This is a genomic window from Salinibacillus aidingensis (assembly GCF_039522525.1).
GTDB classification, from domain to species: domain Bacteria; phylum Bacillota; class Bacilli; order Bacillales; family Alkalibacillaceae; genus Salinibacillus; species Salinibacillus aidingensis.
Genome location: NZ_BAAADO010000001.1, coordinates 35303 through 59454, shown reverse-complemented (window position 1 = coordinate 59454; position 24152 = coordinate 35303). Strand labels below are relative to the sequence as shown.

26 protein-coding genes are annotated in these 24152 nt (G+C 39.0%); 23 read left to right on the top strand and 3 right to left on the bottom strand.

Features of this window, described 5'->3' with window-relative positions; all coding sequences use genetic code 11:
* Positions 1-92: 92 nt before the first annotated feature.
* On the top strand, positions 93-641 hold the full coding sequence (locus tag ABD006_RS00335) for a GNAT family N-acetyltransferase (protein ID WP_343836292.1): 549 nt from the start codon (positions 93-95) through the stop codon (positions 639-641).
* 130 nt (positions 642-771) lie between these two features.
* On the opposite strand, the gene ABD006_RS00330 is transcribed toward ABD006_RS00335, so the two are convergent.
* A complete protein-coding gene (locus tag ABD006_RS00330) occupies positions 772-1113 on the bottom strand; it encodes an iron-sulfur cluster biosynthesis family protein (protein WP_343836290.1) in 342 nt (113 codons plus the stop codon).
* A 240-nt stretch (positions 1114-1353) separates the two neighbouring features.
* On the opposite strand from ABD006_RS00330, the gene ABD006_RS00325 reads away from it, so the two are divergent.
* The 18 genes from ABD006_RS00325 (at position 1354) to ABD006_RS00240 (ending at position 18785) form a co-directional block, all read left to right on the top strand.
* Positions 1354-2760, top strand: coding sequence for a sigma-54 interaction domain-containing protein (locus ABD006_RS00325; RefSeq protein ID WP_343836288.1), 1407 nt, complete (start codon positions 1354-1356; stop codon positions 2758-2760).
* A gap of 317 nt (positions 2761-3077) precedes the next feature.
* Complete coding sequence (locus ABD006_RS00320; RefSeq protein WP_343836286.1) at positions 3078-3848, top strand: SDR family oxidoreductase; 771 nt, start codon at positions 3078-3080, stop codon at positions 3846-3848.
* Between the two features lie 13 nt (positions 3849-3861).
* Positions 3862-4266 (top strand): PaaI family thioesterase, encoded by a 405-nt coding sequence (locus ABD006_RS00315; RefSeq protein ID WP_343836284.1) that lies wholly within the window; start codon positions 3862-3864, stop codon positions 4264-4266.
* A 16-nt stretch (positions 4267-4282) separates the two neighbouring features.
* A complete protein-coding gene (locus tag ABD006_RS00310; protein ID WP_343836282.1) occupies positions 4283-5866 on the top strand; it encodes a long-chain-fatty-acid--CoA ligase in 1584 nt (527 codons plus the stop codon).
* A gap of 63 nt (positions 5867-5929) precedes the next feature.
* Positions 5930-7105 carry an acyl-CoA dehydrogenase family protein gene (locus ABD006_RS00305; RefSeq protein WP_343836280.1) on the top strand — a complete coding sequence of 392 codons (1176 nt, stop codon included), beginning with the start codon at positions 5930-5932 and terminating at the stop codon, positions 7103-7105.
* A gap of 46 nt (positions 7106-7151) precedes the next feature.
* On the top strand, positions 7152-7916 hold the full coding sequence (locus ABD006_RS00300) for a beta-ketoacyl-ACP reductase (RefSeq protein WP_343836278.1): 765 nt from the start codon (positions 7152-7154) through the stop codon (positions 7914-7916).
* Positions 7917-7938: 22 nt separating this feature from the next.
* Positions 7939-8388 (top strand): MaoC family dehydratase N-terminal domain-containing protein, encoded by a 450-nt coding sequence (locus ABD006_RS00295; protein WP_343837709.1) that lies wholly within the window; start codon positions 7939-7941, stop codon positions 8386-8388.
* Positions 8385-8786, top strand: coding sequence for a MaoC/PaaZ C-terminal domain-containing protein (locus ABD006_RS00290; protein ID WP_343836276.1), 402 nt, complete (start codon positions 8385-8387; stop codon positions 8784-8786). Before ABD006_RS00295 ends, ABD006_RS00290 begins: the two co-directional genes overlap by 4 nt.
* Before the next feature lie 100 nt (positions 8787-8886).
* A complete protein-coding gene (locus tag ABD006_RS00285; protein WP_343836274.1) occupies positions 8887-10092 on the top strand; it encodes an acyl-CoA dehydrogenase in 1206 nt (401 codons plus the stop codon).
* Positions 10093-10310: 218 nt separating this feature from the next.
* The gene (locus ABD006_RS00280) at positions 10311-11483 is read left to right on the top strand and encodes a thiolase family protein (protein WP_343836272.1); all 1173 of its coding nucleotides are present in this window, start codon (positions 10311-10313) and stop codon (positions 11481-11483) included.
* Between the two features lie 18 nt (positions 11484-11501).
* Positions 11502-12557 carry a phosphotransferase family protein gene (locus ABD006_RS00275; protein WP_343836270.1) on the top strand — a complete coding sequence of 352 codons (1056 nt, stop codon included), beginning with the start codon at positions 11502-11504 and terminating at the stop codon, positions 12555-12557.
* 23 nt (positions 12558-12580) lie between these two features.
* Positions 12581-13351: a 2-phosphosulfolactate phosphatase gene (locus ABD006_RS00270; RefSeq protein ID WP_343836267.1), complete on the top strand. Its 771-nt coding sequence runs from the start codon at positions 12581-12583 to the stop codon at positions 13349-13351.
* Positions 13338-14126, top strand: a complete 789-nt coding sequence (locus tag ABD006_RS00265; RefSeq protein ID WP_343836265.1) for an enoyl-CoA hydratase/isomerase family protein — start codon at positions 13338-13340, stop codon at positions 14124-14126. Before ABD006_RS00270 ends, ABD006_RS00265 begins: the two co-directional genes overlap by 14 nt.
* 105 nt (positions 14127-14231) lie before the next feature.
* A complete protein-coding gene (locus tag ABD006_RS00260; protein WP_343836263.1) occupies positions 14232-15095 on the top strand; it encodes a branched-chain amino acid ABC transporter permease in 864 nt (287 codons plus the stop codon).
* Positions 15096-16082, top strand: coding sequence for a branched-chain amino acid ABC transporter permease (locus ABD006_RS00255; RefSeq protein ID WP_343836261.1), 987 nt, complete (start codon positions 15096-15098; stop codon positions 16080-16082). It abuts the gene before it with no gap.
* A gap of 11 nt (positions 16083-16093) precedes the next feature.
* Positions 16094-16858 carry an ABC transporter ATP-binding protein gene (locus tag ABD006_RS00250; RefSeq protein ID WP_343836259.1) on the top strand — a complete coding sequence of 255 codons (765 nt, stop codon included), beginning with the start codon at positions 16094-16096 and terminating at the stop codon, positions 16856-16858.
* Positions 16851-17558, top strand: coding sequence for an ABC transporter ATP-binding protein (locus ABD006_RS00245; RefSeq protein WP_343836257.1), 708 nt, complete (start codon positions 16851-16853; stop codon positions 17556-17558). Before ABD006_RS00250 ends, ABD006_RS00245 begins: the two co-directional genes overlap by 8 nt.
* A gap of 57 nt (positions 17559-17615) precedes the next feature.
* A complete protein-coding gene (locus tag ABD006_RS00240) occupies positions 17616-18785 on the top strand; it encodes an ABC transporter substrate-binding protein (protein WP_343836255.1) in 1170 nt (389 codons plus the stop codon).
* Between the two features lie 104 nt (positions 18786-18889).
* Here the strand turns inward: ABD006_RS00240 and ABD006_RS00235 are convergent, their stop codons facing one another.
* Entirely contained in the window at positions 18890-19903 is a 1014-nt protein-coding gene (locus ABD006_RS00235; RefSeq protein ID WP_343836253.1) for a metallophosphoesterase, read from the bottom strand.
* 187 nt (positions 19904-20090) lie between these two features.
* Here ABD006_RS00235 and ABD006_RS00230 point away from each other — a divergent pair, with 187 nt between their 5' ends.
* The 4 genes from ABD006_RS00230 to ABD006_RS00215 all read left to right on the top strand — a co-directional run bounded on the left by ABD006_RS00230 (position 20091) and on the right by ABD006_RS00215 (position 23340).
* The gene (locus ABD006_RS00230) at positions 20091-21302 is read left to right on the top strand and encodes an NAD(P)/FAD-dependent oxidoreductase (RefSeq protein ID WP_343836251.1); all 1212 of its coding nucleotides are present in this window, start codon (positions 20091-20093) and stop codon (positions 21300-21302) included.
* 335 nt (positions 21303-21637) lie between these two features.
* Positions 21638-21865, top strand: a complete 228-nt coding sequence (locus ABD006_RS00225; RefSeq protein WP_343836249.1) for a hypothetical protein — start codon at positions 21638-21640, stop codon at positions 21863-21865.
* A gap of 153 nt (positions 21866-22018) precedes the next feature.
* Complete coding sequence (locus tag ABD006_RS00220) at positions 22019-22486, top strand: GNAT family N-acetyltransferase (protein WP_343836247.1); 468 nt, start codon at positions 22019-22021, stop codon at positions 22484-22486.
* A gap of 32 nt (positions 22487-22518) precedes the next feature.
* Positions 22519-23340 (top strand): nuclease-related domain-containing protein, encoded by an 822-nt coding sequence (locus ABD006_RS00215; RefSeq protein WP_343836244.1) that lies wholly within the window; start codon positions 22519-22521, stop codon positions 23338-23340.
* 49 nt (positions 23341-23389) lie between these two features.
* Here ABD006_RS00215 and ABD006_RS00210 read toward each other — a convergent pair whose 3' ends face one another.
* Positions 23390-24121 carry a DsbA family oxidoreductase gene (locus ABD006_RS00210; protein WP_343836241.1) on the bottom strand — a complete coding sequence of 244 codons (732 nt, stop codon included), beginning with the start codon at positions 24119-24121 and terminating at the stop codon, positions 23390-23392.
* Between the last annotated feature and the right edge of the window lie 31 nt (positions 24122-24152).

Genomic DNA, 24152 nt, shown 5'->3' with positions numbered 1-24152 from the left:
CATCTATAGTTTGTATGATGCTTACGCTTTCTATTCTAAACTTGATATCATCCCAATTTTAAAATAACCTTAAGCAGTTTGGAGGGCCTTAGATGTATCAGGATGATGAACTAATTATACGTCCAATTGAACAAAGAGACTTACCACGGTTATGGAAGCTCATTTACAAAGAAGAAGATCCGCTATGGAAGCAGTGGGATGCTCCTTATTTTGAACTTGTTCCTGTTTCCTATGAAAGGTTTCTTGAAAGAAAAAATAAATGGATTGACCAGGAGGATCGCTGGGTGATCGAAGTAAATCATTCGATAATTGGAACTGTCAGCTATTATTGGGAACATAAAGCTTCATTATGGCTGGAAATGGGGATTGGCATTTATGATCCTGATTACTGGAGTGGAGGTTATGGAACAAAAGCACTTCGCTTATGGATAAATCATCTATTTAACACATTACCCTTGGAAAGAGTCGGCTTTACTACATGGTCAGGCAATGAACGAATGATGAGAGTTGGTGAAAAGCTCGGAATGAAACTTGAGGGGCGATTGAGAAGATGCCGATATTATAACGGAAAATTTTATGACTCCATACGTATGGGGCTGCTTCGTGAAGAATGGGAGACTCTCACTGATTTTTATAAGTGAATCTTGTGGGAAATTAGAATTTTTTCATTCATACGCGTAAAAAACGCCTGTGCCCTAATCAGACCAGGCGTTTATATTAATTTTTCCCAAAGCCAGTATGCACTTCACTGTTCAAAGCTGTCATTTGTTTCTATCCTTCATTTAAATCCATGCTCTTTACTTTAGATGCAGAAATGAAAGGGTTTAAAATGCCTTCAGGACTCGATAGTCGAAAAGTACCGTTATTAACAACATCAAGTTTAAGTTTCGGATGAAAGAAAACGGCCTGCTGTCGATTGATATAAGTTGGGTAAACATTACTATCAACTTCCTGATAAGTGGAATTCACTTCTCCCACAAAACTGATCATTGGAAGGCCGTTTACGCCACAGCCGCAATCATCTGTGTCATACCACAACAATAGATATGGATCCCCTTTTTTATTAAGTTCCTTCAATACCATTTCGGCTGATGGAGTTATCTTCAATTCCAAATTAATCTCTCCTTAGAGTTCCTGATAACTGTTGTCATTCTATTTTACTATATGATTATCCACGATGCAGTTTTTTTGTTTTGCTAAAATGTCAAGGTTTTCGAAGGCATGTCAGCCGTCAGAGCAGATTTGTGAAGGAACAGATGTAATCCAATGTCTGTACTTTCATGAAGTCCAGTGAAAAGACATAGAGGATTTATGCTACTAATAAAGAAGTTAATTACTGAGGGGGTGTGCTACTTGGACGGTGTAAACCTGCAAAAGGAAAATCAGAATCTTAAAGATGTAAATCGGGAACTGGATGCCATTATTGAGAACTCATATGATGGGATTTATATTACGGATAAAAATGGAGTTACGTTAAAAACAAATTCAGCCATCGAACGGATTACAGGTATTCCTAAAGAATATTACATTGGTAAAAATGTCAAAGACCTGATAAAGCGAGGCATATTGAAAAACTCCGTAACAAGAAAAGTAGTAGAAGAAAAGAGAACCGTATCCCTTGTTCAAAATAACTATGAAGGGAATGAAACCCTGTTAACTGGAACCCCTGTATTCAATGAAAATGGAGAGGTCGAAAAAGTAGTAACAAATATACGGGATCTCTCTGATCTGAATAAATTACAGATAGAATTACGAAAAGCAAATCAATTGAATACCCAATATAAAAAGGAATTGGAAAGATTAAAAAATAAACCAGATCAGGTAAAGGGAATTGTGACGAAAAGTAAGTCAATGAAACAAATTTATGATTCAGCCACTCGTATTGCCAATATTGATGCTACTGTTTTAATTCTGGGTGAAACAGGAGTCGGAAAAGATGTACTTGCACATTATATTTATACAAACAGTAATCGTTCACAAAAAGGGGATTTTATCAAAATAAATTGCGGGGCTATTCCTCCTGATTTATTGGAATCTGAATTGTTTGGGTATGAAGGTGGAGCATTTACAGGGGCCAGTCGTGATGGTAAACCAGGAATGTTTGAATTAGCCCATAAAGGCATTTTATTTTTAGATGAGATTGGAGAACTTCCACTATCTCTCCAGGTCAAGCTCCTTCGAGTATTGCAGGAAGGAGAAATCCAGCGAGTTGGCGGAACCAAGCCTAAAAAAATTGATGTACGAATTTTTGCAGCAACGAATAAGGATTTGCAGAAGATGGTGGAAGACAGCGATTTTCGTGAGGACTTATATTATCGTTTAAATGTCATCCCACTTGAAATTCCACCTCTCCGAAACAGACGGGAAGATATCCTGCCGCTTATTCAGCAGTTTTTAGATGAAGTAAATAATAAATACCAGTTGAATAAGGAGTTTGATTATGATCTGCAGGACTTCTTTTTATCTTATGAATGGCCGGGTAATATTCGGGAACTTTTTAATTTAATCGAACGGCTTGCTGTAACTTCACGTGAGGATATCATTAACATTGATAGCCTGCCTGAGGAATATCTGACAACGAATAAACTGACAGCCAATGTTATTGTTCCCTTAAAAGAAGCTGTAGAAATGGCAGAAAAGAAGGTTATTGCACTGGCAGCAGAAAAGTATACGAATACATACGAATTGGCAAAAGCTCTAAATACAAGTCAGCCAACGATCGTCAGGAAATTAAAAAAATATAATATCCACTTAAAATGAAGGCCCGGAAAAGGGTCTTTTTTCTTTGATTCAAACATGAATTTTTGATTCAAACATGAATCCCCTGTCTTTGCTAATTTTCTTCTTCAATAATTCAAAAATGAATGATTATTTATCATCTTTAAAATAAAAAGGAAATACAAAGAATATCTTAAAATTTTTTGAATCCTTTTTAATCTTGATATAACAGCAGGGTTTAGCAAGAATGAACTTGCTCATCTCCTTGTTTTGATAATTATGGCACGATTTTTGCATCTAAATTAAGTGAACAAAACTTTATTTAGTCAGATAAGAAGCAGAGGAGTTGTGTATAAACCGTGAATACCTTTGAATTGTTTCAATTAAAAGGAAAAGTCGCATTAATTACAGGTGGTGGAAGAGGATTAGGGAAACAAATTGCAGAAGCACTTTCAGACGCAGGATGTTCGATTGCTGTCTGCTCCAGAAAGCGGGAAAACTGCGAAGAGACAGCAGATGAGTTACTAAAGAAAGGGGTTCAAGCTAAAGCTTACGAGTGTGATGTAACCAATGAAGAATCCGTCAATCAAACAGTTGCAGCGGTTGTAGAAGATTTTGGAGGCATTGATATCCTGGTCAATAATAGTGGAACTACATGGGGAGAAGATGTGGAAAACATGCCACTGGAAGCCTGGGAAAAAGTGATCAAGGTCAATGTTACAGGTACTTTTCTCATGTCAAAAGCTGCAGGTAAGCATATGATTGAACAAAAATCCGGCAAGATTATTAACATCGCTTCAGCTGCAGGTATAAAAGCGGAGCCACCTGAAGTACTGAATACTATTGGGTATAGTACAAGTAAAGCAGGAGTTATTCATTTTACAAAAGACTTAGCTAGAAAATGGGCAAGGCATAAAATTTATGTGAATGCGATTGCACCTGGCTTCTTCCCTACCAAAATGACAAAAGTTGTACTGGAAAGATATGGGGACCGTATAAAGGAACAGAATCCGCTTCAAATGATTGGTAATGATGACGCTATTAAAGGTGTGGCTCTATTACTTTCAACAGATGCAAGCAATTACATAACCGGTCAAGTTATAAGCGTTGATGGTGGCAGTACCTTGTAAAGGAGGGATGCATTTGAATAGGACAATAGCAGAGATACGTGAGAGCTTTCAGGATAGTCCCTTTATATCTCATATTGGTTTAGACATTGTCCATTTTGAAGAAGGCGATGTACTCCTGAAACTGCCCGTAGAAGAAAAGCTGTTAAATGTGAACAGAACGATGCATGGAGGGGTTCATGCAACCGTCCTGGATACGGTGTTGGGAATGACTATAAGATCGATAACCGGTACCAGATGTTTGACGGTCAGTTTAAATATTCATTATCTTTCCCCAAGTGATAGCGGTGAGATTTACGCTAAAGGAAAAGTTATTAAACAAGGTTATCGTACGGTCATTGCTGAAGGGGAAATGTTTGATTCTGAAGGAACGGTCCTTGCAAAAGCAATTGGAACGTTTAAATTGGTACGGGATAAATAAAAGGAGGTCATAAACAATGGATAGACCATGGTTAAAACATGTAGTAAAAGGAAATCCACAGGAAATAGAAATTCCTGAGATTTCTCTCCCTGAGCTATTGAATCAGTCTATCGAAAAGTATGCGCAACATACCGCCATGACGTTTTTCCATAGAACTTATACTTACGAACAATTGGGAGATTCGATTCAAACGATGGCAGCCGCCTTATATAACATGGGAATTAGTAAAGGTGATCGGGTTGCTCTCATGTTACCGAACTGCCCTCAGTACCCAATCAGTTATTATGCAGCTCTGACATGCGGAGCTATTATTGTGCAAATTAATCCTATGTATAAATCATCTGAGTTGTTACACGTACTTAACGATACTGAAACAGAAGTAATCATTGCTCTTGATCAAACAATCCCTTTAATCGAATCTATTAAGGACAAAACATCATTAAAAACAATTGTGGACGTTTCTTTTGAAAACGATTGCAAGTTTAATAGTCTTTTAGAAAATAAGGGGTTGCCAATTCCGGATATTCCGATTGATCCTAAGGAAGATATTGCTGTTCTCCAATATACAGGGGGAACAACAGGTCGTTCAAAGGGAGCTATGCTTACGCACTATAATGTAGTGGCTAACACATTACAAAGCGCTGCAACATCAGAAGTCAAAACGAATTTAGGTGAAGAACGTATTCTTACCATTTCCCCATTGTTTCATGTCTATGGAATGACCAGCGCGATGAATTTGAACTTTAAAATAGGCGGAAATTTAATTTTAGTCCCTAAATTTGATGTGGAACAGGTAGCAGAAGTCATTGAAAAAACCAAACCAACCATTTTCCCGGGTGTTCCTACAATGTATAATGCCCTGCTTAATTATTGTAAAGAACATCACTTTGACTTAAGTGTCTTAAAAACATGTATAAGTGGTTCTGCTCCGCTTCCAGTTGAAATGCTGAACAGCTTTAATGAACTAAGCGGAACAACTGTTGCGGAAGGGTACGGATTATCAGAGGCTTCACCTGTCACTCACCGAAATCCAATCGCCGGTTTACAAAAAGCAGGCAGTATCGGAATACCGATTCCAAATACAGATGCCAAAATAGTAGATTCAGCTACAGGGGAAGACACCTTACCTATTGGTGAGGTTGGTGAATTAGTGGTGAAAGGCCCTCAAATTATGAAAGGTTACTGGGGTATGCCGGAAGAAACCCAGCAAGTGTTAAAAGATGGCTGGCTATCGACAGGTGACTTAGCCAGGATGGATGAGGATGGTTTCTTCTACATTGTTGGACGGAAGAAGGAATTAATCATTGCCAGTGGCTATAACGTGTATCCAATTGAAGTAGAAGATGTTCTTTATAAACATCCAAATGTCCTTGAGGCTGCTGTAATTGGAGTCCCGGATAAATACAGAGGGGAAACAATCAAAGCCGTTGTCGTCTGCAAAGAAAACACCTCGCTGACAGAAGAAGAAGTGATCGACCATTGCAGAAAGGAACTTGCAGCTTATAAAGTCCCACGAATTGTCGAGTTTGCAGATGAGCTTCCGAAAACAGCAGTAGGAAAAATTCTGAAAAGAGCCTTAAAAGAAGAAGCAAACGCTTAGTCGCTTTTCATACTAACTAGTTAGTATTTAATTTCTAACCAACAATTACAAGGAGTGAATTTCATGGATTTACGATTATCAGAAGAGCAAAAGATGGTACAGGAAACGATTCGAAAATTTGTGGAAAAGGAATTAATCCCGCTCGAAAATGAAGTGCTTAAAAACGAGCTTGAAGGAAAGCCAAGTTTATCAAAGGAAAAGCAGAAAGAATTGCAATTAAAGGCGAAGGAAGCTGGATTCTGGGGAATTAATACACCCGCAGAATATGGCGGAGCTGATCTTGGACAAATGATGCAGGCAATCGTAACAATGGAAGTAGCAAAAACCTTTGTTCCATTCACCTTTGGGGGCTCTGCTGACAACATTCTTTACTATGGAAATAAAGAGCAAAAGGAAAAATATCTCATTCCAACGATTAACGGGGATAAAAAATCCTGCTTTGCTATGACAGAGCCTGATGCAGGTTCAGATACCAGAAACATTAAAATGACCGCTCATAAAGATGGAGATGAATGGGTTCTTAATGGTGAAAAAACCTTTATTACAGGCGGTAATGAAGCAGACTTCGTAATGGTCATCGCGATTACTGACAAAGAGAAACACGCAGCTACAGGGCGCGAAGGTGTCACTTGCTTCATTGTTGATAGGGAAATGGGCTGGAAATCTGAATATATTCACACAATGGGAGAGTGGGGACCTGCCAGTCTCATTTTCGATAATGTAAGAGTTCCTGAAGAAAATATATTAGGGGAATTACATGGTGGATATAAACTTGGATTAGAATGGATTGGATTTGCCAGATGGATTGTTGGAGCTCGTGCAGTAGGGACAGCTGAACGTTTACTCCAAATGGCCATTGACTATGCAAAAGAACGTAAAACCTTTGGAAGACCAATTGCTGACAGACAGGCGATTCAATGGAAAATTGCAGATTCTGCAGTTGAAATTGAGGCAGCAAAATGGATTGTCTTAAATGCTGCTTACACTTTGGATAATGGCGAAGATAATCGTCATTTAGCTTCAATGGCCAAACTTTACGGAGCAAATATGGGCAATCGAGTAGTAGACCGTGTTCTTCAGATCCATGGCGGCATGGGTTATACAAGAGAATTACCTATTGAACGCTGGTATCGTGAAGCGAGGTTATGGAGAATTTATGATGGTACAGATGAAATTCAACGCCTCATCATTTCCAGAAATCTATTAAAAGGGCATGTAAAAATTGGAGATTTCATATAGAATAATAGTAGTTTGAATTTTTCAAAAATAACTGGGAGGGTTTTGAATGAGTAATCAATTTGAAGGCAGAGTTGCATTTGTAACAGGCGGCAGTCGTGGAATTGGAAAAGGGGTTGCCAAAAGGTTTGCTGAAGATGGTGCCAAAGTTGCGATTATTGATGTGAATGAAGAAGCATTAAACGAAACACAGGCTGAATTTAAGGAACAAGGGTATGACATTTATGTGAAAAAGGCAAATGTTGTACATTCAGATGAAGTAGAGTCCGCTATGGAAGAGGTCGTTTCCCAATTTGGTTCTCTTGATATTTTAGTTAATAATGCAGGAGTTATTCGTGATAACATGCTTTTTAAAATGACGGATAGTGACTGGGAGCAGGTAATGGATGTACATTTAAAGGGATCGTTTAATGCCGCTCGGGCTGCTCAAAAATATATGGTTAAACAAAAGTATGGTCGTATTATTAATACATCTTCTACATCAGCGCTGGGCAATCGAGGTCAAGTCAACTACTCGACAGCAAAAGCAGGATTGCAAGGGTTCACAAAAACGTTGGCAATCGAACTTGGGAAATTTGGAATTACTGCAAATGCAGTTGCGCCTGGATTTATTGAAACAGATATGACGAAAGCAACAGCTGAAAGAATTGGGATTTCTTTTGAGGATTTGGTTCAGGCAAGTGTCAGTCAAATTCCAGTCGGCAGAAGTGGTAAACCAGAGGATATTGCGAATGCAGTTGCATTTTTTGCTGATGAAAAGTCTTCATTCGTTAACGGCCAGGTCATTTATGTTGCAGGAGGTCCAAAAGATTAAAAAAAGGGTGGGACTTAAGAGAATGCTGGAAGCTTATATTGGAACAACGTCCAAAAAAATTAAAAATATTGTCGAACGCGGATTGGTAAAGAGGTTCGCTGAGTCTATCGGTGATTTACATCCGATTTTTGTTGATGAAGAGTATGGCAGGAAGTCCAGATATGGGCAGAACATTGCACCTCCAACCTTTCCTCGTGTGTTTGAATACGGGGAAATTGAAGGACTCCCATTACCCAAAAAAGGACTCATTCATGGTGAGGAAACTTATCATTATGAGCGTCCTCTGTTTGTCGGAGAAAAAATCTATTGCTATTCGGAAGTTAAAGATTACTATGAAAAGCAAGGTAAGAATGGTCTAATGGGATTCTTTATTTTAAAACGATTCGGGGAAGATTCTAATGGAAAAGTGATTTTCACTGAAGAACAAACGGTCATAATTACAGAAACAGTAAGGAAGGCGATGACGGTATGAAAAGTATTGCAGAGCTGAACCCGAATGAAACCTTGGAAGAAGTCACCTTGGAACCAGTTTCAAGATTAGATTTAATTAAATATGCGGGAGCATCTGGTGATTTTAATCCTATTCATACAATTGATGAAGAAGCCAAAAAAGCAGGACTTCCCGGTATCATCGCACATGGAATGTGGACGATGGGGAATTTAGGTAAGCTATTTACACCTTATTTGGAGCAAGGATTTATTCAGGATTATCAGATTCGCTTTTCCGGTATGGTATTTTTAAATGATGTCATTACCTTAAAAGCCACTTTAGTCGATCAATCAAATGAACATATGGATTTTGCAGTAGCGGCTGTAAACCAGGACGATAAAGCCGTTATTAAAGGGAAAGTCCGTTTTGCAAAATATTAAGTATTGAAACGATCAGGCACATGACCTCTTATCCTTTTGGTTTCAGACGTCTAAATCGATAGGAGGTCGAGCCTGATTAAAATTAGTAGGAGTGTGGCTCATGAATTTTGAATATTCAGAAATAGTGAAAGAATATCAAGCAAAACTGAATCATTTTATGGAAGAGTATGTGTATCCAAACGAGCAGACATATAGTGAGCAGATAGATGAACAGAACCGTTTTGCAAAAGTTCCTCCTATTATGGAGGAATTAAAGCAAAAAGCGAAGGAACAGGGATTGTGGAATTTGTTTTTGCCAGAGAGTGAATACGGTGCAGGGCTTTCCAATCTTGAATACGCTCCTTTATGTGAAATCATGGGTAGGTCTGCCATCGCACCTGAAGTATTCAATTGTGCAGCGCCTGACACAGGAAATATGGAAGTGTTAGCACGATATGGATCTAAGGAGCACAGAGATGAGTGGTTAAATCCCCTTCTGGATGGTAAGATTCGTTCCTGTTTTTCGATGACTGAGCCGGATGTGGCCTCATCAGATGCAACGAACATTGAAGCAAGTATTATCCGTGATGGAGATGAGTATATCATCAATGGAACGAAATGGTGGTCATCAGGTGCGGGAGACCCACGTTGTAAAATTGCGATTGTTATGGGGAAAAACGATCCAGAAGCTCCAAAATATAAACAGCAATCTATGATTCTTGTACCACTTGATACACCTGGGGTAAATGTGAAGAGGACATTGCCTGTCTTTGGATATGATCATGCTCCACATGGTCATGCGGAAATCGAATACAACAACGTAAGAGTACCTGCATCAAATATGATTTTAGGTGAAGGTCGAGGGTTCGAAATTGCACAAGGAAGATTAGGACCTGGACGTATTCATCATTGTATGCGAACAATCGGTGCAGCAGAGAGAGCCTTAGAAATTTTATGTAAGCGGGTACAGAACCGGGAAGCATTTGGGAAAGAGCTTGCCCGACAAGGTGTCATTCAAGAATGGATAGCAGACGCAAGAATGGATATTGAGCAAGCGAGATTATTAACTCTTAAGGCAGCTTATATGATGGATACAGTCGGAAATAAAGAAGCGAAAGCAGAAATTGCCATGATTAAGGTGGTAGCGCCAAATATGGCCTTGAAGATTATTGATCGTGCTATCCAGGCATTAGGAGCAGCAGGTGTAAGTGAGGATTTCCCACTTGCAGCAAGCTGGGCCAATATTCGAACGTTACGCTTGGCAGATGGTCCTGATGAAGTCCATCGTCGTACCGTAGCCAGACAAGAACTGAAAAAATATCAATAAACGGAAAGGTACGTGCAAACATGAAGGATGGAAATTCTGTCAGGAATTTATCACGCATGAACTGGCCGTAATAACCCTACTTCAAGTCTTGAAGGTACCCCAACGAGACTAAGTAGAGGATAAACGGTCAGTAAATTCCTGATAAGTTCAACTAACCATCAGCGGGGGATGGAGAAAACCCCTACTGGGAAGTTTCACTTTATAGGAGGGAGAAATAAATGAAACGAGATGCAGTGATTGTATCAGCTGTCCGTACGCCAATCGCCAGACAAGGAGGTACATTAGCTTCTGTCCCGGCGCATGTATTTGGAGCGGAGGTGATAAAAGAAGCCATTAATCGAGCTAATGTGGAGCCGGAGAATATCGATGATGTCATTATGGGTAATGTGTTAAGCGGTGGTGGAAATATTGCCAGATTAACAGCTCTGCAAACAGGATTGTCATTAAATCTGCCAGGTTTAACCGTTGACCGCCAATGTGGGTCAGGGATAAATGCTGTTGTTCTCGCCGCTCAAGCCATCCAGGCTGGATCAGGAGATATTTATGTAGCTGGCGGAACAGAAAGTATGAGTCGAGCACCCTATTTGATGGATCGCCCTGAAAGACCTTATAGCCCTGTTCCGCCTCAGATACGAAAATCGCAGCTTTCGCCTAAGGATATTGGTGATCCGCCTATGGGGATAACAGCAGAAAATTTAGCTGAAAAATATGAGATTAGCCGTAAAGAACAAGATGAATTTGCACACCGCAGTCAGCAAAGAATGGCTCGTGCAATGGAAGAGGGCCGTTTTGATGATCAAATGATTCCCATTGAAGTTCCTCAAAGAAAGGGAAATCCTATTCAATTTGTAAAGGATGAGCATCCACGCCCAAATACTACCTTGGAAGGGCTGTCTAAATTAAAAGCTGTCTTTAAAAAGGATGGAACAGTAACAGCAGGCAGTAGTTCTGGTTTAAACGATGCAGCTTCAGCACTTGTCGTCATGTCAAGAGAAAAAGCTGATGAACTAGGTTTAAAGCCACTGGCTGTGATCCGTCAATCAGCGGTTGCTGGTGTCGATCCAAATATAATGGGAATTGGTCCAGTACCAGCTACCCACAAAGTGTTGGAACAGAGTGGATTCACGTTAGAGGATATGGACTTGATCGAACTAAATGAAGCATTTGCGGCACAGGTTCTTGCTGTTGACCGGGAACTGAATATGAACCCTGATAAGCTGAATGTCAATGGTGGGGCGATAGCCCACGGTCATCCACTTGGTGCAACAGGAGCTATTTTGATGACAAAGGCTGTATATGAATTACAAAGATCCGGTGGGAAGCTTGCACTCATAACAGCGTGTATTGGCGGAGGCCAAGGAATTTCAGCCATTATTGAACGGGAAACATAAGTTTAAAGGAGGAGAACCATGTCAGACACAATCCCCATTCGTAAGGGAGAAGAACTGGACGTAAAAGTTATTGAAACTTTTTTAAGAAAGCACATTCAGGACTTACCCAATGCTCCGTTAGAGATTAGACAATTTGGTGCAGGAAGATCTAACTTAACCTATGCTTTACAAATTGGGGAGTGGGAAGGTGTTCTCAGACGTCCACCACTCGGACCTGTAGCCCCCAAAGCTCATGATATGGAACGGGAATATACTATTTTAAAAGAAATCCATCCATATTTTTCACCCGCACCGAAACCATACGTATTAGCAGATCAGAATGTGATTGGCCGGCCATTTTTTGTTATGGAACGAAAACATGGGGTTGTTTTAGATTCACATTTCCCAGATGGAGTACAGGTTACAGAAGACCTCTGCAGGCAAATATCTGAACGGATGGTTGATACACTAGTCAACCTTCATAGTATTGATTACACAAAAACGAGTTTAAAAGATATAACAAAACCAGAAGGATTCCTCGAGAGGCAGGTACATGGCTGGATTAAACGATATGAACGTTCTAAAACGGATGAAATTGACGGAATTGATCAATTAACCAGCTGGATGGCAGATAATATCCCTCATTCTCCAGAACCAGCTATTATCCACTATGATTTTAAGTTGAACAATTCCATGTTTAATGATGACTTTAATGATGTGATAGGGCTGTTTGATTGGGAAATGACCACCGTAGGAGATCCATTGGCAGATTTAGGTGTCGCCATGAGCTATTGGATTGAAGCGAATGACTCCGATTTACTAAAAAGAGGATTGGGGGATGAGCCAATTACAGCCCGCTCCGGATTTATGACGAGAAAGGAATTTATGGAGTCTTATGCGAGAAAAAGCGGCCGTGATGTGACAAATATGAATTTTTATCTTACTTTTGCTTATTTCAAGTTGGCGGTTATTTGTCAGCAAATCTATTATCGTTACAAAAAAGGTCAAACGCAGGATGAGCGCTTTGCTCACTTAGACCTCTTTGTAAAAAATTTAATTCATTACGCGTCTGAGATGGCAAGTAAGCGAATTTAAATCTGAAATTTGAGGTGCTATAAATGGGGAAAATACATGTTTTATTGAAAAAAGAAGAATTAAATAAAGAAAAACTGCAAGGAGATAAACTTGTGGTTGTCTTTGATATTTTACTTGCCACCTCAACCATCACTACTGCACTTCAATATGGAGCCCGTACAGTCATACCCGTTTTGAATGGGGATGAAGCCAGACAGATTGTCCGTAATGAAAAGCGGGATTCCTATCTGCTGGTAGGCGAATATGAGGGATTACCTATAAAAGGTTTTCAATCTCCTAATCCTAAAGCTCTAAAGGGAAAAGTTTTTGATAAGAATGTGATTTTATCTACTACAAATGGTACGGTTGCGATCCGTAATTCTGTACATTCCAAGTTTGTATTCGTTGCTTCCCTGCTAAATGCTAAACGTGTAGCTGAACAATTGCTCAAACATTATCAAAATGAAACCATTATCTTAGTATGCTCAGGCTCATCAGGAATGTTTAATGTAGAAGATTTTTATGGGGCTGGTCATTTCATTCATGCCTTATTTGAACAATCACATGCTGACTGGTCATTATCCGATTCTGCATATGCTGCCTGCGAATTTTTTAAGAGTAAACAAAATAAAAGTGCAGAAGTCCTGCAATCGTCAAGTGTAGGTCAAATGTTAATGAAGTTTGGTTTTGATCAGGAACTGGAATTTGTCTCTCAAAAAGATGTGTTTCCAATCGTTCCGTATGTGAAAGATAAAAGGTTTGTGGTGGCGGAACAATATCAAAAGGAAAGGGGAAAGATTCATGGAACAAACTGAAACCAGGCATTTGCTAGTTAGTAAAAACAATGGGGTGATGCATCTTACGCTTAATCGGCCTGACAGCCTAAATGCCTTTAGTCCGGAAATGATGTCAGGTCTTAAAGAGTCGATCGAGGAAGCGAAAAGCGACGATTCTATACGTGTCGTTACATTGTCCGGAGCAGGCCGTGGTTTTAGTGCCGGTGGTGATGTCAAAACGATGGGTTCTGCTGATTCCTTGGCTACTTATCATCATATTGGAAATCTTAATGATCTGATTTTAGCAATGAGAGATTTGAATAAACCTATCATCGCAGCTGTTCATGGCTATGCCGCTGGTGCAGGATTTAATCTCGCTCTGGCCTGTGACATGATTTTAGCAGCGGAAGGGAGTAAATTTGTTTTAAGTTTTTCGAGAGTTGGGCTTAGTTCAGATGGGGGAGGTCTTTATTTTCTGCCCAGATTGATCGGTCCGTATTTAGCGAAAGAACTATTGTTTACAGCTGAACCTATTACAGCAGAAAAGGCTCACTCATTAGGTATTGTAAACCACACCTATCCTCTGGCGGAATTTAAAGATCAGGTTGAAAAATTTGCTGATAAAATTGCCAGTGGACCATCTGAAGCCTATCAATTTATTAAAAAGATTTCGAATCAGTCCTACAACTCTACATTGGATGAAATTCTTGAACTTGAAAGAATTTCACAGGCAACCATTGTAACAACAGAGAGTCATAAAGAAGGGGTTCAGGCTTTTAAAGAAAAGCGAGAGCCGAATTTTAAAGGGAAATAATCATTATCAGCAATCAAATGGAAGCGGTTTCAGTTATGGGTATGGTTAGAGTTTGAGACTCTGGCCATACACTTCCATAAGTGTCAATGAAAGGGGAGAGGGAATTTGGATGTACTCCTTCAACAGCTTTTTAACGGGCTAACTGTTGGAAGTGTTTATAGTTTGGTAGCTCTGGGTTTAACTCTTGTTTACGGTATTTTACACATTCCTAATTTTGCCCACGGCGCTTTGTATATGATTGGTGCCTATATTACCTATACCATGATGTCCTCCTTAGGATTCCACTATTTAATCTCACTTTTTATTTCCATTATAGTTGTTGGGTTTATAAGTGTTTTAATGGAAAGACTGGTATTTCATCCGTTAAAAGACTCAACACCCATTCAGCATAAAGTTGCCGCAATAGGTATGTTGTTATTTTTAGAATCATTGGCCCAATTGATTTGGGGAGCTGACTATCAGCAAATGGAAACGCCTTTTGCGCAGGTTATAGACTTATTTGGTGTAACGGTAACCATGCAAAGGCTGATTATAGTGATAACGGCTGTTGTAGCGATGATCTTACTTTATTTATTTCTAAAAAGAACCTATACAGGCGCAACAATTATTGCCATGGCACAAAATCGGGAAGGTGCACATTTGGTTGGGATTAATACCAATAAGGTTGCAATGCTAACGTTCTTTATTGCCGGTGTTTTAGCTGCACTTGGTGCTTCCCTGACCTCACCGATAAATCTGGTATTTCCAAGTATGGGGCACCTCGTCATCCTAAAAGCTTTCGTCATTATTATTATTGGTGGTATGGGAAGTATTCCTGGAGCTATACTTGGTGGCTATATTATTGGGTTTAGTGAAAGTATTGGGGCCACTTATCTATCTAGTAATTACAGTGATATTATTTCCTTTGCACTTTTGGTTATTATTCTAACCATTAAGCCTCAGGGGATTTTTTCAAAGGGGGAAGCCTAAATGACATCAATTTTTAAAAGTCGAAATATCGTCATCGGCCTAATTCTTTTAGCCATACTCTTCCCATTTATAACACAAAATGAATATTTTCTTCATGTCATGACGTTAGCCTTTATCTGGATGATCGCGGTTTATGGATTGAATTTACTAGCTGGATACACTGGATATTTATCGTTAGCACATGCAGGATTTTTTGCGATTGGGGCCTATGCTTTCGGTTTACTCACTGTAAAAGCAGGACTTGGCTTCTGGTCGGCATTTATTATAGCACCAATGATAACAACAGCCGTTGGTTTTTTAATTGGATTAATCGCCCTTCGAACAAAGGAACATTTTTTTGCAATCTACACGCTATGTGTAGGATATATTATCTACTTGCTTGTTGATAAATGGGAAGGACTTACAGGAGGTGTGCGGGGACTTATTGGTATTCCGGCTCCCTCGAATATTGGTCCTGTTAACCTGTCAACTCCATTGGCACAATACTATTTTGTTTTTGCCATTTTGTTACTCGTAATCCTTGTGATCTATCGACTGATTCATTCCTTAACCGGACGTACCTTCATTGCAATACGAAACAGTGAAGATCTGGCGCTATCTTTAGGCATATCTACAACAAAAAACAAATTATTATCCTTCGTTTTATCTACATTTTTTGCAGGGATTGCGGGGACTTTGTATGCGTGTTTCATTCGCTTTATTGGTCCTGATATAGGAAATATTAACATCACCTTTGACTTGCTGACTTACATGATTGTAGGCGGAATTGGTACTCTGTCGGGTCCAATTGTTGGAACGCTATTAATTGTGTGGCTTTCACAAAATCTGCAGTTTTTACAGGACTATCGCATGCTTATTTTTGGACCTCTATTAACTTTGATGGTTATTTTTTCACCTGGTGGGATTTCCGGACTCTTCTCCCAGTGGTATGCAAAAAGAAATCTTAAGAAAAGCGCAAAGTTTACAAAAGCGGAAGAACAGGTTTAGGAGGTGGACGGATGATACTGGAAACTAAACAATTAACGAAACAATTTGGCGGGTTATTTGCAGTTAAAGATGTGGATTTTACGATTGAAAAAGGTAAAATCAATGCCATTATAGGGCCTAATGGTGCAGGGAAATCGACATTTTTTAACTTAGTCAGTGGGCTATATCGTCCAACTGCAGGGCAAGTGATCTTTAAAGGCAGGGATATTTCCAGCTTAAGTGCTAATAAAGTAGCAAAATTAGGCGTGGCCAGAACCTTTCAAACGACTAATTTATTTGAGCAGGCAAGCGTTTTCGATAATGTGGTAGTAGGGCACCGTTTAAGAACAAAATCGACCCTTTTTGATTCGATATTCAGGACTAGACGATTAAAACGTGAAGAAGAGCAATGTAAAGAAAAGGCTATTCAGGTTTTGCAATTCGTGGGACTCAATCATGCCGTCGATCAACGGGTTGCCAATATTTCACAAGAAGAGAAAAAACGTGTCGCATTCGCACTTGCTCTGGCTACCGACCCGGAAATCGTCTTTCTTGATGAGCCAACCGCAGGCATTAATCCGGATGAAACAGCAGAACTATCCGAGTTAATTGAAAAAATGGCTGAAAAAGGCCTGACCATTTGTTTGATCGAGCACAAAATGCAAATGATTATGAATTTAGCAGAACAAATCATGGTATTAAACTATGGAGAAAAAATTGCTCAAGGGCCCCCTGATGAAATTAATCGTAATGAGGAAGTCATAAAGGCTTATTTAGGAGGGAGTACGAGTGCTTGATTTAGAAAATGTGTCTGTAAAATATGGAAATTTCACTCCTGTGGAGGACATAAATATTCGTGTGGATAAGGGTGAGATTGTAGTACTTTTAGGTGCAAATGGTGCAGGTAAAAGTACAACGTTTCGAACCATAAGTGGACTGAAAAAAACTTCAGCAGGAAGTGTAAAATTGGAGAATGAGCCTATTCATGACCAAACGCCAGATAGAATTGTAAATAAAGGGATTGTTCAATGTGCAGAGGATCGAAAGTTGTTTCCTGAAATGTCAGTACAGGAAAATTTAATGATGGGTGCCTATGTTCATCGAAAAAGAAAAGCGAAAATTAAACAGACACTTAGAGAAGTCTATGAGCTATTTCCAATTTTATATGAAAAAAGAAAAAATCCGGCAGGCTCCTTAAGTGGAGGTCAGCAGCAAATGCTGGCAATAGGAAGAGCATTAATGTCTAAGCCAAAACTTATGTTGTTAGACGAACCGTCAATTGGTTTAGCTCCACTAATTGTTGATCAAATGTTTGAAAGTATCCAGCAAATTAACAGGGAAGGAACTACTATTCTACTAGCCGAACAAAATGCTCATGCAGCTTTAGCAATTGCCAACAAAGGTTATGTTTATGAAAATGGAAAAATTGTTGTTGAGGGAAGTTCTGAAGAGTTATTTGCCAATGAAAAGGTGAGAAAAGCTTATATCGGGGCTTAGCAGGATCAGATATTTTTTGCGAATAAATATCTGAATATTATAAATAGGAGGCTGAATATGAAGAAAAAAGCATTTTTTAGTTTAATTAGTTTTGTCATTCTTGGTTTCATCTTGGCAGCTTGCTCCGGAGAAGAAGCGGGAGGAAATGGTGAGGCAGTTGTCAACATTGGGTATACCGGACCTTTAAGTGGTGCTGCTGCCTATTATGGAGAAAATACGTTAAATGGCTTGGAAATGGCTGTTGAGGAAATTAATGACGAAGGCTTTGAAGTGAATGGAACGACCTATACGATTAATCTTGAAACACTTGATGACCAGTATCTTCCTAATGAGGCAGCAGCAAATGCGAGACGTTTAGTTCAAGAACATAATACGCCCATTATCTTTACTCCACATAGCGGAGGAGTTAAAGCCCTGCAAGTATTTAATGAACAGGAAAATTTTATTATTGGCGCATATACAAGTGAGCCCGCCATTACAGAAACAGGGAATTCTTTAACGGTTCGAATACCTCCGAGCTATGCGGGTTATGTTGAACCTTTCACGAAGTACATGATGGATCGTTTCGGAAATAAACTGGCTGCACTACCACCTGTTACACAGTATGGAAAGGATTGGGCGGAGGGTTTGATTCCTCACTGGGAAGACCAGGGAGGGGAAGTCGTTCATAATGCCTCAATTGATTTTTCAAAAGACACGGATTTCTTCACTTTACTCACCAATGCTATAGAAAACGATCCTGATGTGATGCTAGTTGGCGGGCCATCTGAACCTACAGCAAAAGTGGTACAACAGGCACGTGATCTCGGTTATGAAGGTGGATTTATGATTATGGATCAGGCGAAATTGGATGAAATGAAAAAAGTTATTGGTGGATCCTACAAGCCATTAGAAGGTTCAATTGGTACAATGCCTCTCGTTAATGCGAATTATCCCGGAACTGAAGAATTTGTGAAAAAATATCATGAGAAATATGATGAGGACCCTGGTTCTGAAGCTGGATTTCATTATGTTTCTATGTATATTTTTGTTGAGGCGATGAAAGCAGCTGGTAATACAGAGGATGCAAAAACGATTTATGAAAATATTCAATCCGGATTAGACGGTTTACCAGAAGATAAAAAGGTATACGTTATTCCTGGTATTGATGAAAATGGCGGATTTGAAATCAATACTCGAGTGGCAGCTGTTGAGGACGGAGAGATTGTCCCGATAAAAGTGGAATAAAGGCTAAGAATCGGCTTATACAGCCGATTCTTTATAAAAATGCAGATAAAGAAATCATGAGAGGTATAAATGGTTTGATTCTGTTACAACGGGCATGAGTAGATTCATCGGACATGTTTTATAAGTTTCAGTTCATTGACAAACTCCTTCAGCTGAGGGTGAGGTTTTATTCCTTTATGAAAGGTTTTAATTACCTTACCCTTTTTAGAAATGACATCTCCGGTAAGGGGATCTATTTGAAGATCTACTTCAGAAAAAGCTTTTCCTTTTGAGTAGGCCTGGATAATCAATTTATTGTCTACAACTGTATTGGCGTATTTATGGTTGTGTCCGGCAAAAATGACATCAATTTCATCGTCAAGCTCTGGTGAGATTTCCGGTATTTTTCCTGAAGGCTTTGAGCCATCTTTTTTTGAGTTTGCTGAAGCATGCGCCAGCACAACGATGGTTTTTACACCTTTTTCTTTTAATTCTTCTACCGTTTGATTAAGGGAATCCGTAATACTTTTAAATTCGAGATTTCTGACATGTTCTTCGTCAACCCTTGATTTTGTGTCAGTTGTGACAACTCCAATGATTCCAATTGGAACACCCTGTACTTTTTTGATGATATAAGGGGGGAGGATGGGCTTACCTGTTTTTTTATCAATAACATTAGCCACTGTATACGGAAAATCTGCCCCCTGAAAATAGCCGGTTTTTTCATGGTGCCCTCCGTAAATCAGTCGTTTCAGTTCTGTTAAGCCTTCATCAAATTCATGATTACCTACTGTACCAGCATCAAAGCCAGTGCGATTTAAGAATTCAATGGTCGGCTCATCCTGTAAAAAGGCCGAAATGGGCGGGCTATTCCCAACCGCATCTCCTGCATGGACAAGCAGGGTATTTTCATCAGATTCCATTTGGTATTGATGTAAGTAGGATGCGAGGTACGGCGCACCCCCCAGCCTTTTATCTCCTTTTTCCATACTTTCCAATTGACCATGAAAATCGTTGACCCCGAGCAGTTTCACAGAAATCGTTTCTGATTGATCCTGTTTCGCTTCAGTTGCAAAGGGGAAGAGGGCAAGGCACAAAATCAATATGGAAATAAGAATAGGCTTTAAGAATCGAAACATATCATTCTGCCCTCCATTCATTACATTACACTTTTATTATGTCAGATGATTAGTCAGGTTATGAAAAGTTAATGGTTTTGACTGTAAAAACCGTTCAATTATTGATAAAGTAGTAATTGGAGGCTAATTAAAGAAAAATTATTTGACACATGATTCTGCTGTCAAATATAGAGGAAGGGGATTTGTTTTGAGTAATCAGAAACCAAGAGTTGTCGTCCTGGGTGCCGGATATGCAGGTATGATGACAACAAAAAAATTAACCAAGCTCCTACGTCCAGAACAAGCTGAAATTGTACTTGTCAATAAACATAATTATCACTATCAAACCACCTGGCTGCATCAGGTAGCAGCAGGAACGATTAATCAGAATCAGGTTCGTATGATGATCAGTGATGTCATTGATACGAAACACCGGGTTAACCTTATCCAGGATTCTGTTCTTGAGATTAAAAAGGATGAGAAAACAGTCGTACTTGAGAATGGCGAATTACAGTATGATATTCTTGTTGTAGGACTCGGGTTTGAGAGTGCTACTTTTGGCATATCAGGAATGAAAGAAAACGCATTTGCTATTCAGACAATTGACTCCAGTCGTTTAATTTACGACCATATTGAGTATCAATTCTCCCGTTATAAGAATGAAGAAGGAAATAAAGAGGAACTGCTGACAATTTTAGTAGGCGGTTCTGGGTTTACCGGAATTGAGTTTGTTGGTGAGCTTACTGAAAGCGTTAAAAAACTGTGCCGAAAATATGATATTCCTCGTTATAAGGCACGTATCATCAATGTGGAGGCTGCTCCAAGTATTCTGCCAGGCTTTGATGAAGAATTGGTCACCTATGCCAAGTCATCTTTGGAAGCACGTGGTGTAGAATTCAGAACGGGCACAATGATTAAAGAGTGCAAAGAGGATGGTTTTGTCGTAGGGGAAGGTGAAGAAATTAAAGCCGGAACCGTTGTATGGACTGGTGGTGTACAAGCGAATTCTATTCTTGGAGAATCAGGCTTTGAAATTACAAAAGGTAGAGTAACAGTTAATAATGATCTGCGTGCTCCAGGATACAGAGATATCTTTATTTTGGGTGATTGTGCCTGGGTAATGGATAAAGAAAATGATCGTCCTTATCCGCCAAATGCGCAGAATGCCATGCAGCAGGCAGATACAGCAGCACAGAACATTGCATCTTTAATTTACGGTGGACCTATGCAGGAATATAAGTTCGAAAACAAGGGTACAGTCGCATCCCTTGGTGGTTCTGAAGCCATTGGAACTGTATTTGATCGTCAGTTATTCGGAAAACCGGCAAAAACGATGAAAAATGTTGTCGATAACCGTTACTTATTCATGCTCGGTGGCCCGGGCCTTGTACTTAAAAAAGGTAAGCTTAGTCTCTTTTAATATGGGACAAAATAAGGGAGGGGTTCTTACATGAAACGTACGTTATGCGTAACACTGATTTCCCTTGTATCGACTATTTTTTATGTGTTGGTTTCAAGAGAAATCGAAAATAATAGAAACTTTCGGTAATTATAAAAGTCCACTCTATTTAAAGATTTGCATACCAGGATTTATTTCCTGGTATGCATTTTTTATTTGAAAAACAATATGTTTGCAACAATTCTCAGAAACATGAATAAAAGAACCACATTCTAAAAAACATAAAAAGGTAATTACGAAAGGAGGAATTCATTATCGCACAAAATCAACAACAGGCACAGCAGGCACAACAGGCGGTGCAGCAGGCTCAGCAGGCTGTACAGCAAGCTACTCAGCAAGCAAATCCACAAGTCATTCAGGCAGCACAGCAGCAGCTGCAGCAGGCCCAACAGCAAGTTCAGCAGGCACAGGCATCTGCACAGCCACAACAGCAGCAGCAATTCCAACAGGCTCAACAGCAATTACAGCAAGCTACTCAGCAGCTTCAGCAAGCACAGCAAAGTCAAAATAATCAGCAGCAGTAAAGGATACATAACAAGGATGGCTTATTTTAGTCATCCTTGTTTTGGTGAAAGGGTTAGCTATAAGTTTTTACATGAAATTTATGGTAAAATATTCTTTAGCTAGATCGTCTATTAAACTATTTAAATTTTAACAAAGGAGAGGATGAGCAGGAAATGGATATTAAGTTTGAGCCTATGACAGAAGATGTTTATTCTGATTATATTGAAAAGTCAATCAAACAATTTGCAGAAGAATCTGTTAGAGCAGGGAATTTAGACAAGAGTCAGGCACTGGAGAAAGCACAAGATCAATTCACTAAGCTGCTTCCAGATGGATTAAACACAGAAAACCATCAATTATTGTCTATTTTCCACGATAACAACCATATCGGGATGTTATGGTTACATATTAAATGGACCAATTTGGGTAAAGAAGCATTTATCTATGACTTTTTCATAGACGAACAATTTCGAGGGAACGGAATGGGAAAAATGAGTATGAGTGCGTTAGATACTTATGCACAAAAACTTGGATTAAAGAAGATTGGCCTGCATGTGTTTGCTCATAATCAACGAGCTGTATATCTATATCAAAAGATGGGCTATGAATTTACGAACCATCATATGGCCAGGTATTTTTAGGAACTTGTTTGATAGGAAAAGGAGATTAATTGATGCCATTTTTAAATCTGTTTAGAAAAAAAGAACAAGCGACGTCAAAAAAGAGTGATAAAAATCAAAAACGGATAAAGCAAAATAAAGACCAGAAAAGAATTGCATCCCGTAAAGGTGAATTAGGAGAATACAAGATTAATATTGAATTGGATCAACTTCCTAATGAGTATAAGTACCTGAGTGACATTATGATTAAAAATCCGCGTTCGAGGTCAGGGTATTCTCAAATCGATCATATTATTCTATCTCCATATGGAATCTTTGTTCTTGAAACCAAAAACTATCAAGGAACCATTTACGGAGGACGAAATCGTAAAACATGGTCTGTAAATGGGAACTTTAAAATGATGAATCCATTCCACCAAAATTACGGTCATATTAAGGCAATAAAGAATATTATTCACCCTGGATTCCATAATCACTTTATTTCTCTAGTTTCCTTTACAAAAAGATGTACATTTAAAATAGAGCCTGAATTACGAAAGATATCATCAGATGAACTGATTATTTATGACTTAGAATTGTCTGAGTTTATAAACCGCAAAGTAAGAAGTTTAAAACGTCTCCACAGTGAACCATTACTGTCAGAAAAGAATATAATAGAAATTTATGAAACCTTAAGCCAGGAAAATATCACGGATTCATCATTAAGAGAAATGCATGTACAGAGCCTGCAATCAAAAAAGACCTCTGATAAACAGTATAAATGTGTGATCTGTCAGAAGAGGGTTTCAGAAAAAGTGAAGAATTACTGTTTGACGAATGACCGTTTTAATGGAAAGGTTTATTGTTACGAACATCAAAAACAGATCAAAAATTAATGGAAAAAGTTAAAAACCTGCCTATTGCAAAATAGCCAGGTTTTTAACTTTATTTATCATCCGTCGGTATAGCACAGCTTCCGTCCGCACAAAACGCGTTATTAGTTCCTTCTCCTGATAAATCCTCAAATTGGGGTTTTGGATTTTCTTCCTCCCAGACCTTACCTAATGCACTTATAAAGGTTTCCAGTGGCTGTGCACCTGAAATGGCATATTTTTGATTCAGAATAAAGAAAGGGACACCAGATATTCCGTATTGATGGGCTATTCTTTCATCCATTCGCACATCATCCGCATAAGCATTGTCATCCTTAATGATGGTTAATGACTCCTCACGATCTAAGCCGGTATTTTCAGCTATATCTGCGAGCACATCATCGTCACTTAAATTTTTGGATTCGGTAAAATAGCCATATAGTAGTTTTTCTGTTATTTCTTTTTCTTTTCCGTGCTTCTTCGCAAATTTAGCCAGCCGATGAGCTTTAAATGTGTTGGTCGGTTTCATCGTATCGAAATGATAGGTTAAGCCAACACTTTCTGCCTGTTGTCGCAATCGCTCATTATTCTCATTTGCCTGTTCAATACTCATACCATACTTAGCGGCAATTAACTCAGCCATGCTTTTTCCATTATACTCCTCAGCGTTTGGATCTAATTCAAAGCTTTTGTATTCTAACTCTACATCATTAATATGAGGGGACTTTTGTAAGGCCTGTTCTAATCTGCGCTTACCTATATAACAAAATGGACATACAAAATCAGACCATACTTCAATTTTCATATAAACACCTCTTTTAAAAAGTTAGCTATAT

Coding starts and splice junctions, on each gene's coding strand:
- ABD006_RS00335 (WP_343836292.1), top strand. CDS start 93: ATGTATCAGGATGATGAACTAATTATACGTCCAATTGAACAAAGAGAC.
- ABD006_RS00310 (WP_343836282.1), top strand. CDS start 4,283: ATGGATAGACCATGGTTAAAACATGTAGTAAAAGGAAATCCACAGGAA.
- ABD006_RS00305 (WP_343836280.1), top strand. CDS start 5,930: ATGGATTTACGATTATCAGAAGAGCAAAAGATGGTACAGGAAACGATT.
- ABD006_RS00300 (WP_343836278.1), top strand. CDS start 7,152: ATGAGTAATCAATTTGAAGGCAGAGTTGCATTTGTAACAGGCGGCAGT.
- ABD006_RS00295 (WP_343837709.1), top strand. CDS start 7,939: ATGCTGGAAGCTTATATTGGAACAACGTCCAAAAAAATTAAAAATATT.
- ABD006_RS00290 (WP_343836276.1), top strand. CDS start 8,385: ATGAAAAGTATTGCAGAGCTGAACCCGAATGAAACCTTGGAAGAAGTC.
- ABD006_RS00285 (WP_343836274.1), top strand. CDS start 8,887: ATGAATTTTGAATATTCAGAAATAGTGAAAGAATATCAAGCAAAACTG.
- ABD006_RS00280 (WP_343836272.1), top strand. CDS start 10,311: ATGAAACGAGATGCAGTGATTGTATCAGCTGTCCGTACGCCAATCGCC.
- ABD006_RS00275 (WP_343836270.1), top strand. CDS start 11,502: ATGTCAGACACAATCCCCATTCGTAAGGGAGAAGAACTGGACGTAAAA.
- ABD006_RS00270 (WP_343836267.1), top strand. CDS start 12,581: ATGGGGAAAATACATGTTTTATTGAAAAAAGAAGAATTAAATAAAGAA.
- ABD006_RS00265 (WP_343836265.1), top strand. CDS start 13,338: ATGGAACAAACTGAAACCAGGCATTTGCTAGTTAGTAAAAACAATGGG.
- ABD006_RS00255 (WP_343836261.1), top strand. CDS start 15,096: ATGACATCAATTTTTAAAAGTCGAAATATCGTCATCGGCCTAATTCTT.
- ABD006_RS00250 (WP_343836259.1), top strand. CDS start 16,094: ATGATACTGGAAACTAAACAATTAACGAAACAATTTGGCGGGTTATTT.
- ABD006_RS00240 (WP_343836255.1), top strand. CDS start 17,616: ATGAAGAAAAAAGCATTTTTTAGTTTAATTAGTTTTGTCATTCTTGGT.
- ABD006_RS00235 (WP_343836253.1), bottom strand. CDS start 19,903: ATGTTTCGATTCTTAAAGCCTATTCTTATTTCCATATTGATTTTGTGC.
- ABD006_RS00220 (WP_343836247.1), top strand. CDS start 22,019: ATGGATATTAAGTTTGAGCCTATGACAGAAGATGTTTATTCTGATTAT.
- ABD006_RS00215 (WP_343836244.1), top strand. CDS start 22,519: ATGCCATTTTTAAATCTGTTTAGAAAAAAAGAACAAGCGACGTCAAAA.
- ABD006_RS00210 (WP_343836241.1), bottom strand. CDS start 24,121: ATGAAAATTGAAGTATGGTCTGATTTTGTATGTCCATTTTGTTATATA.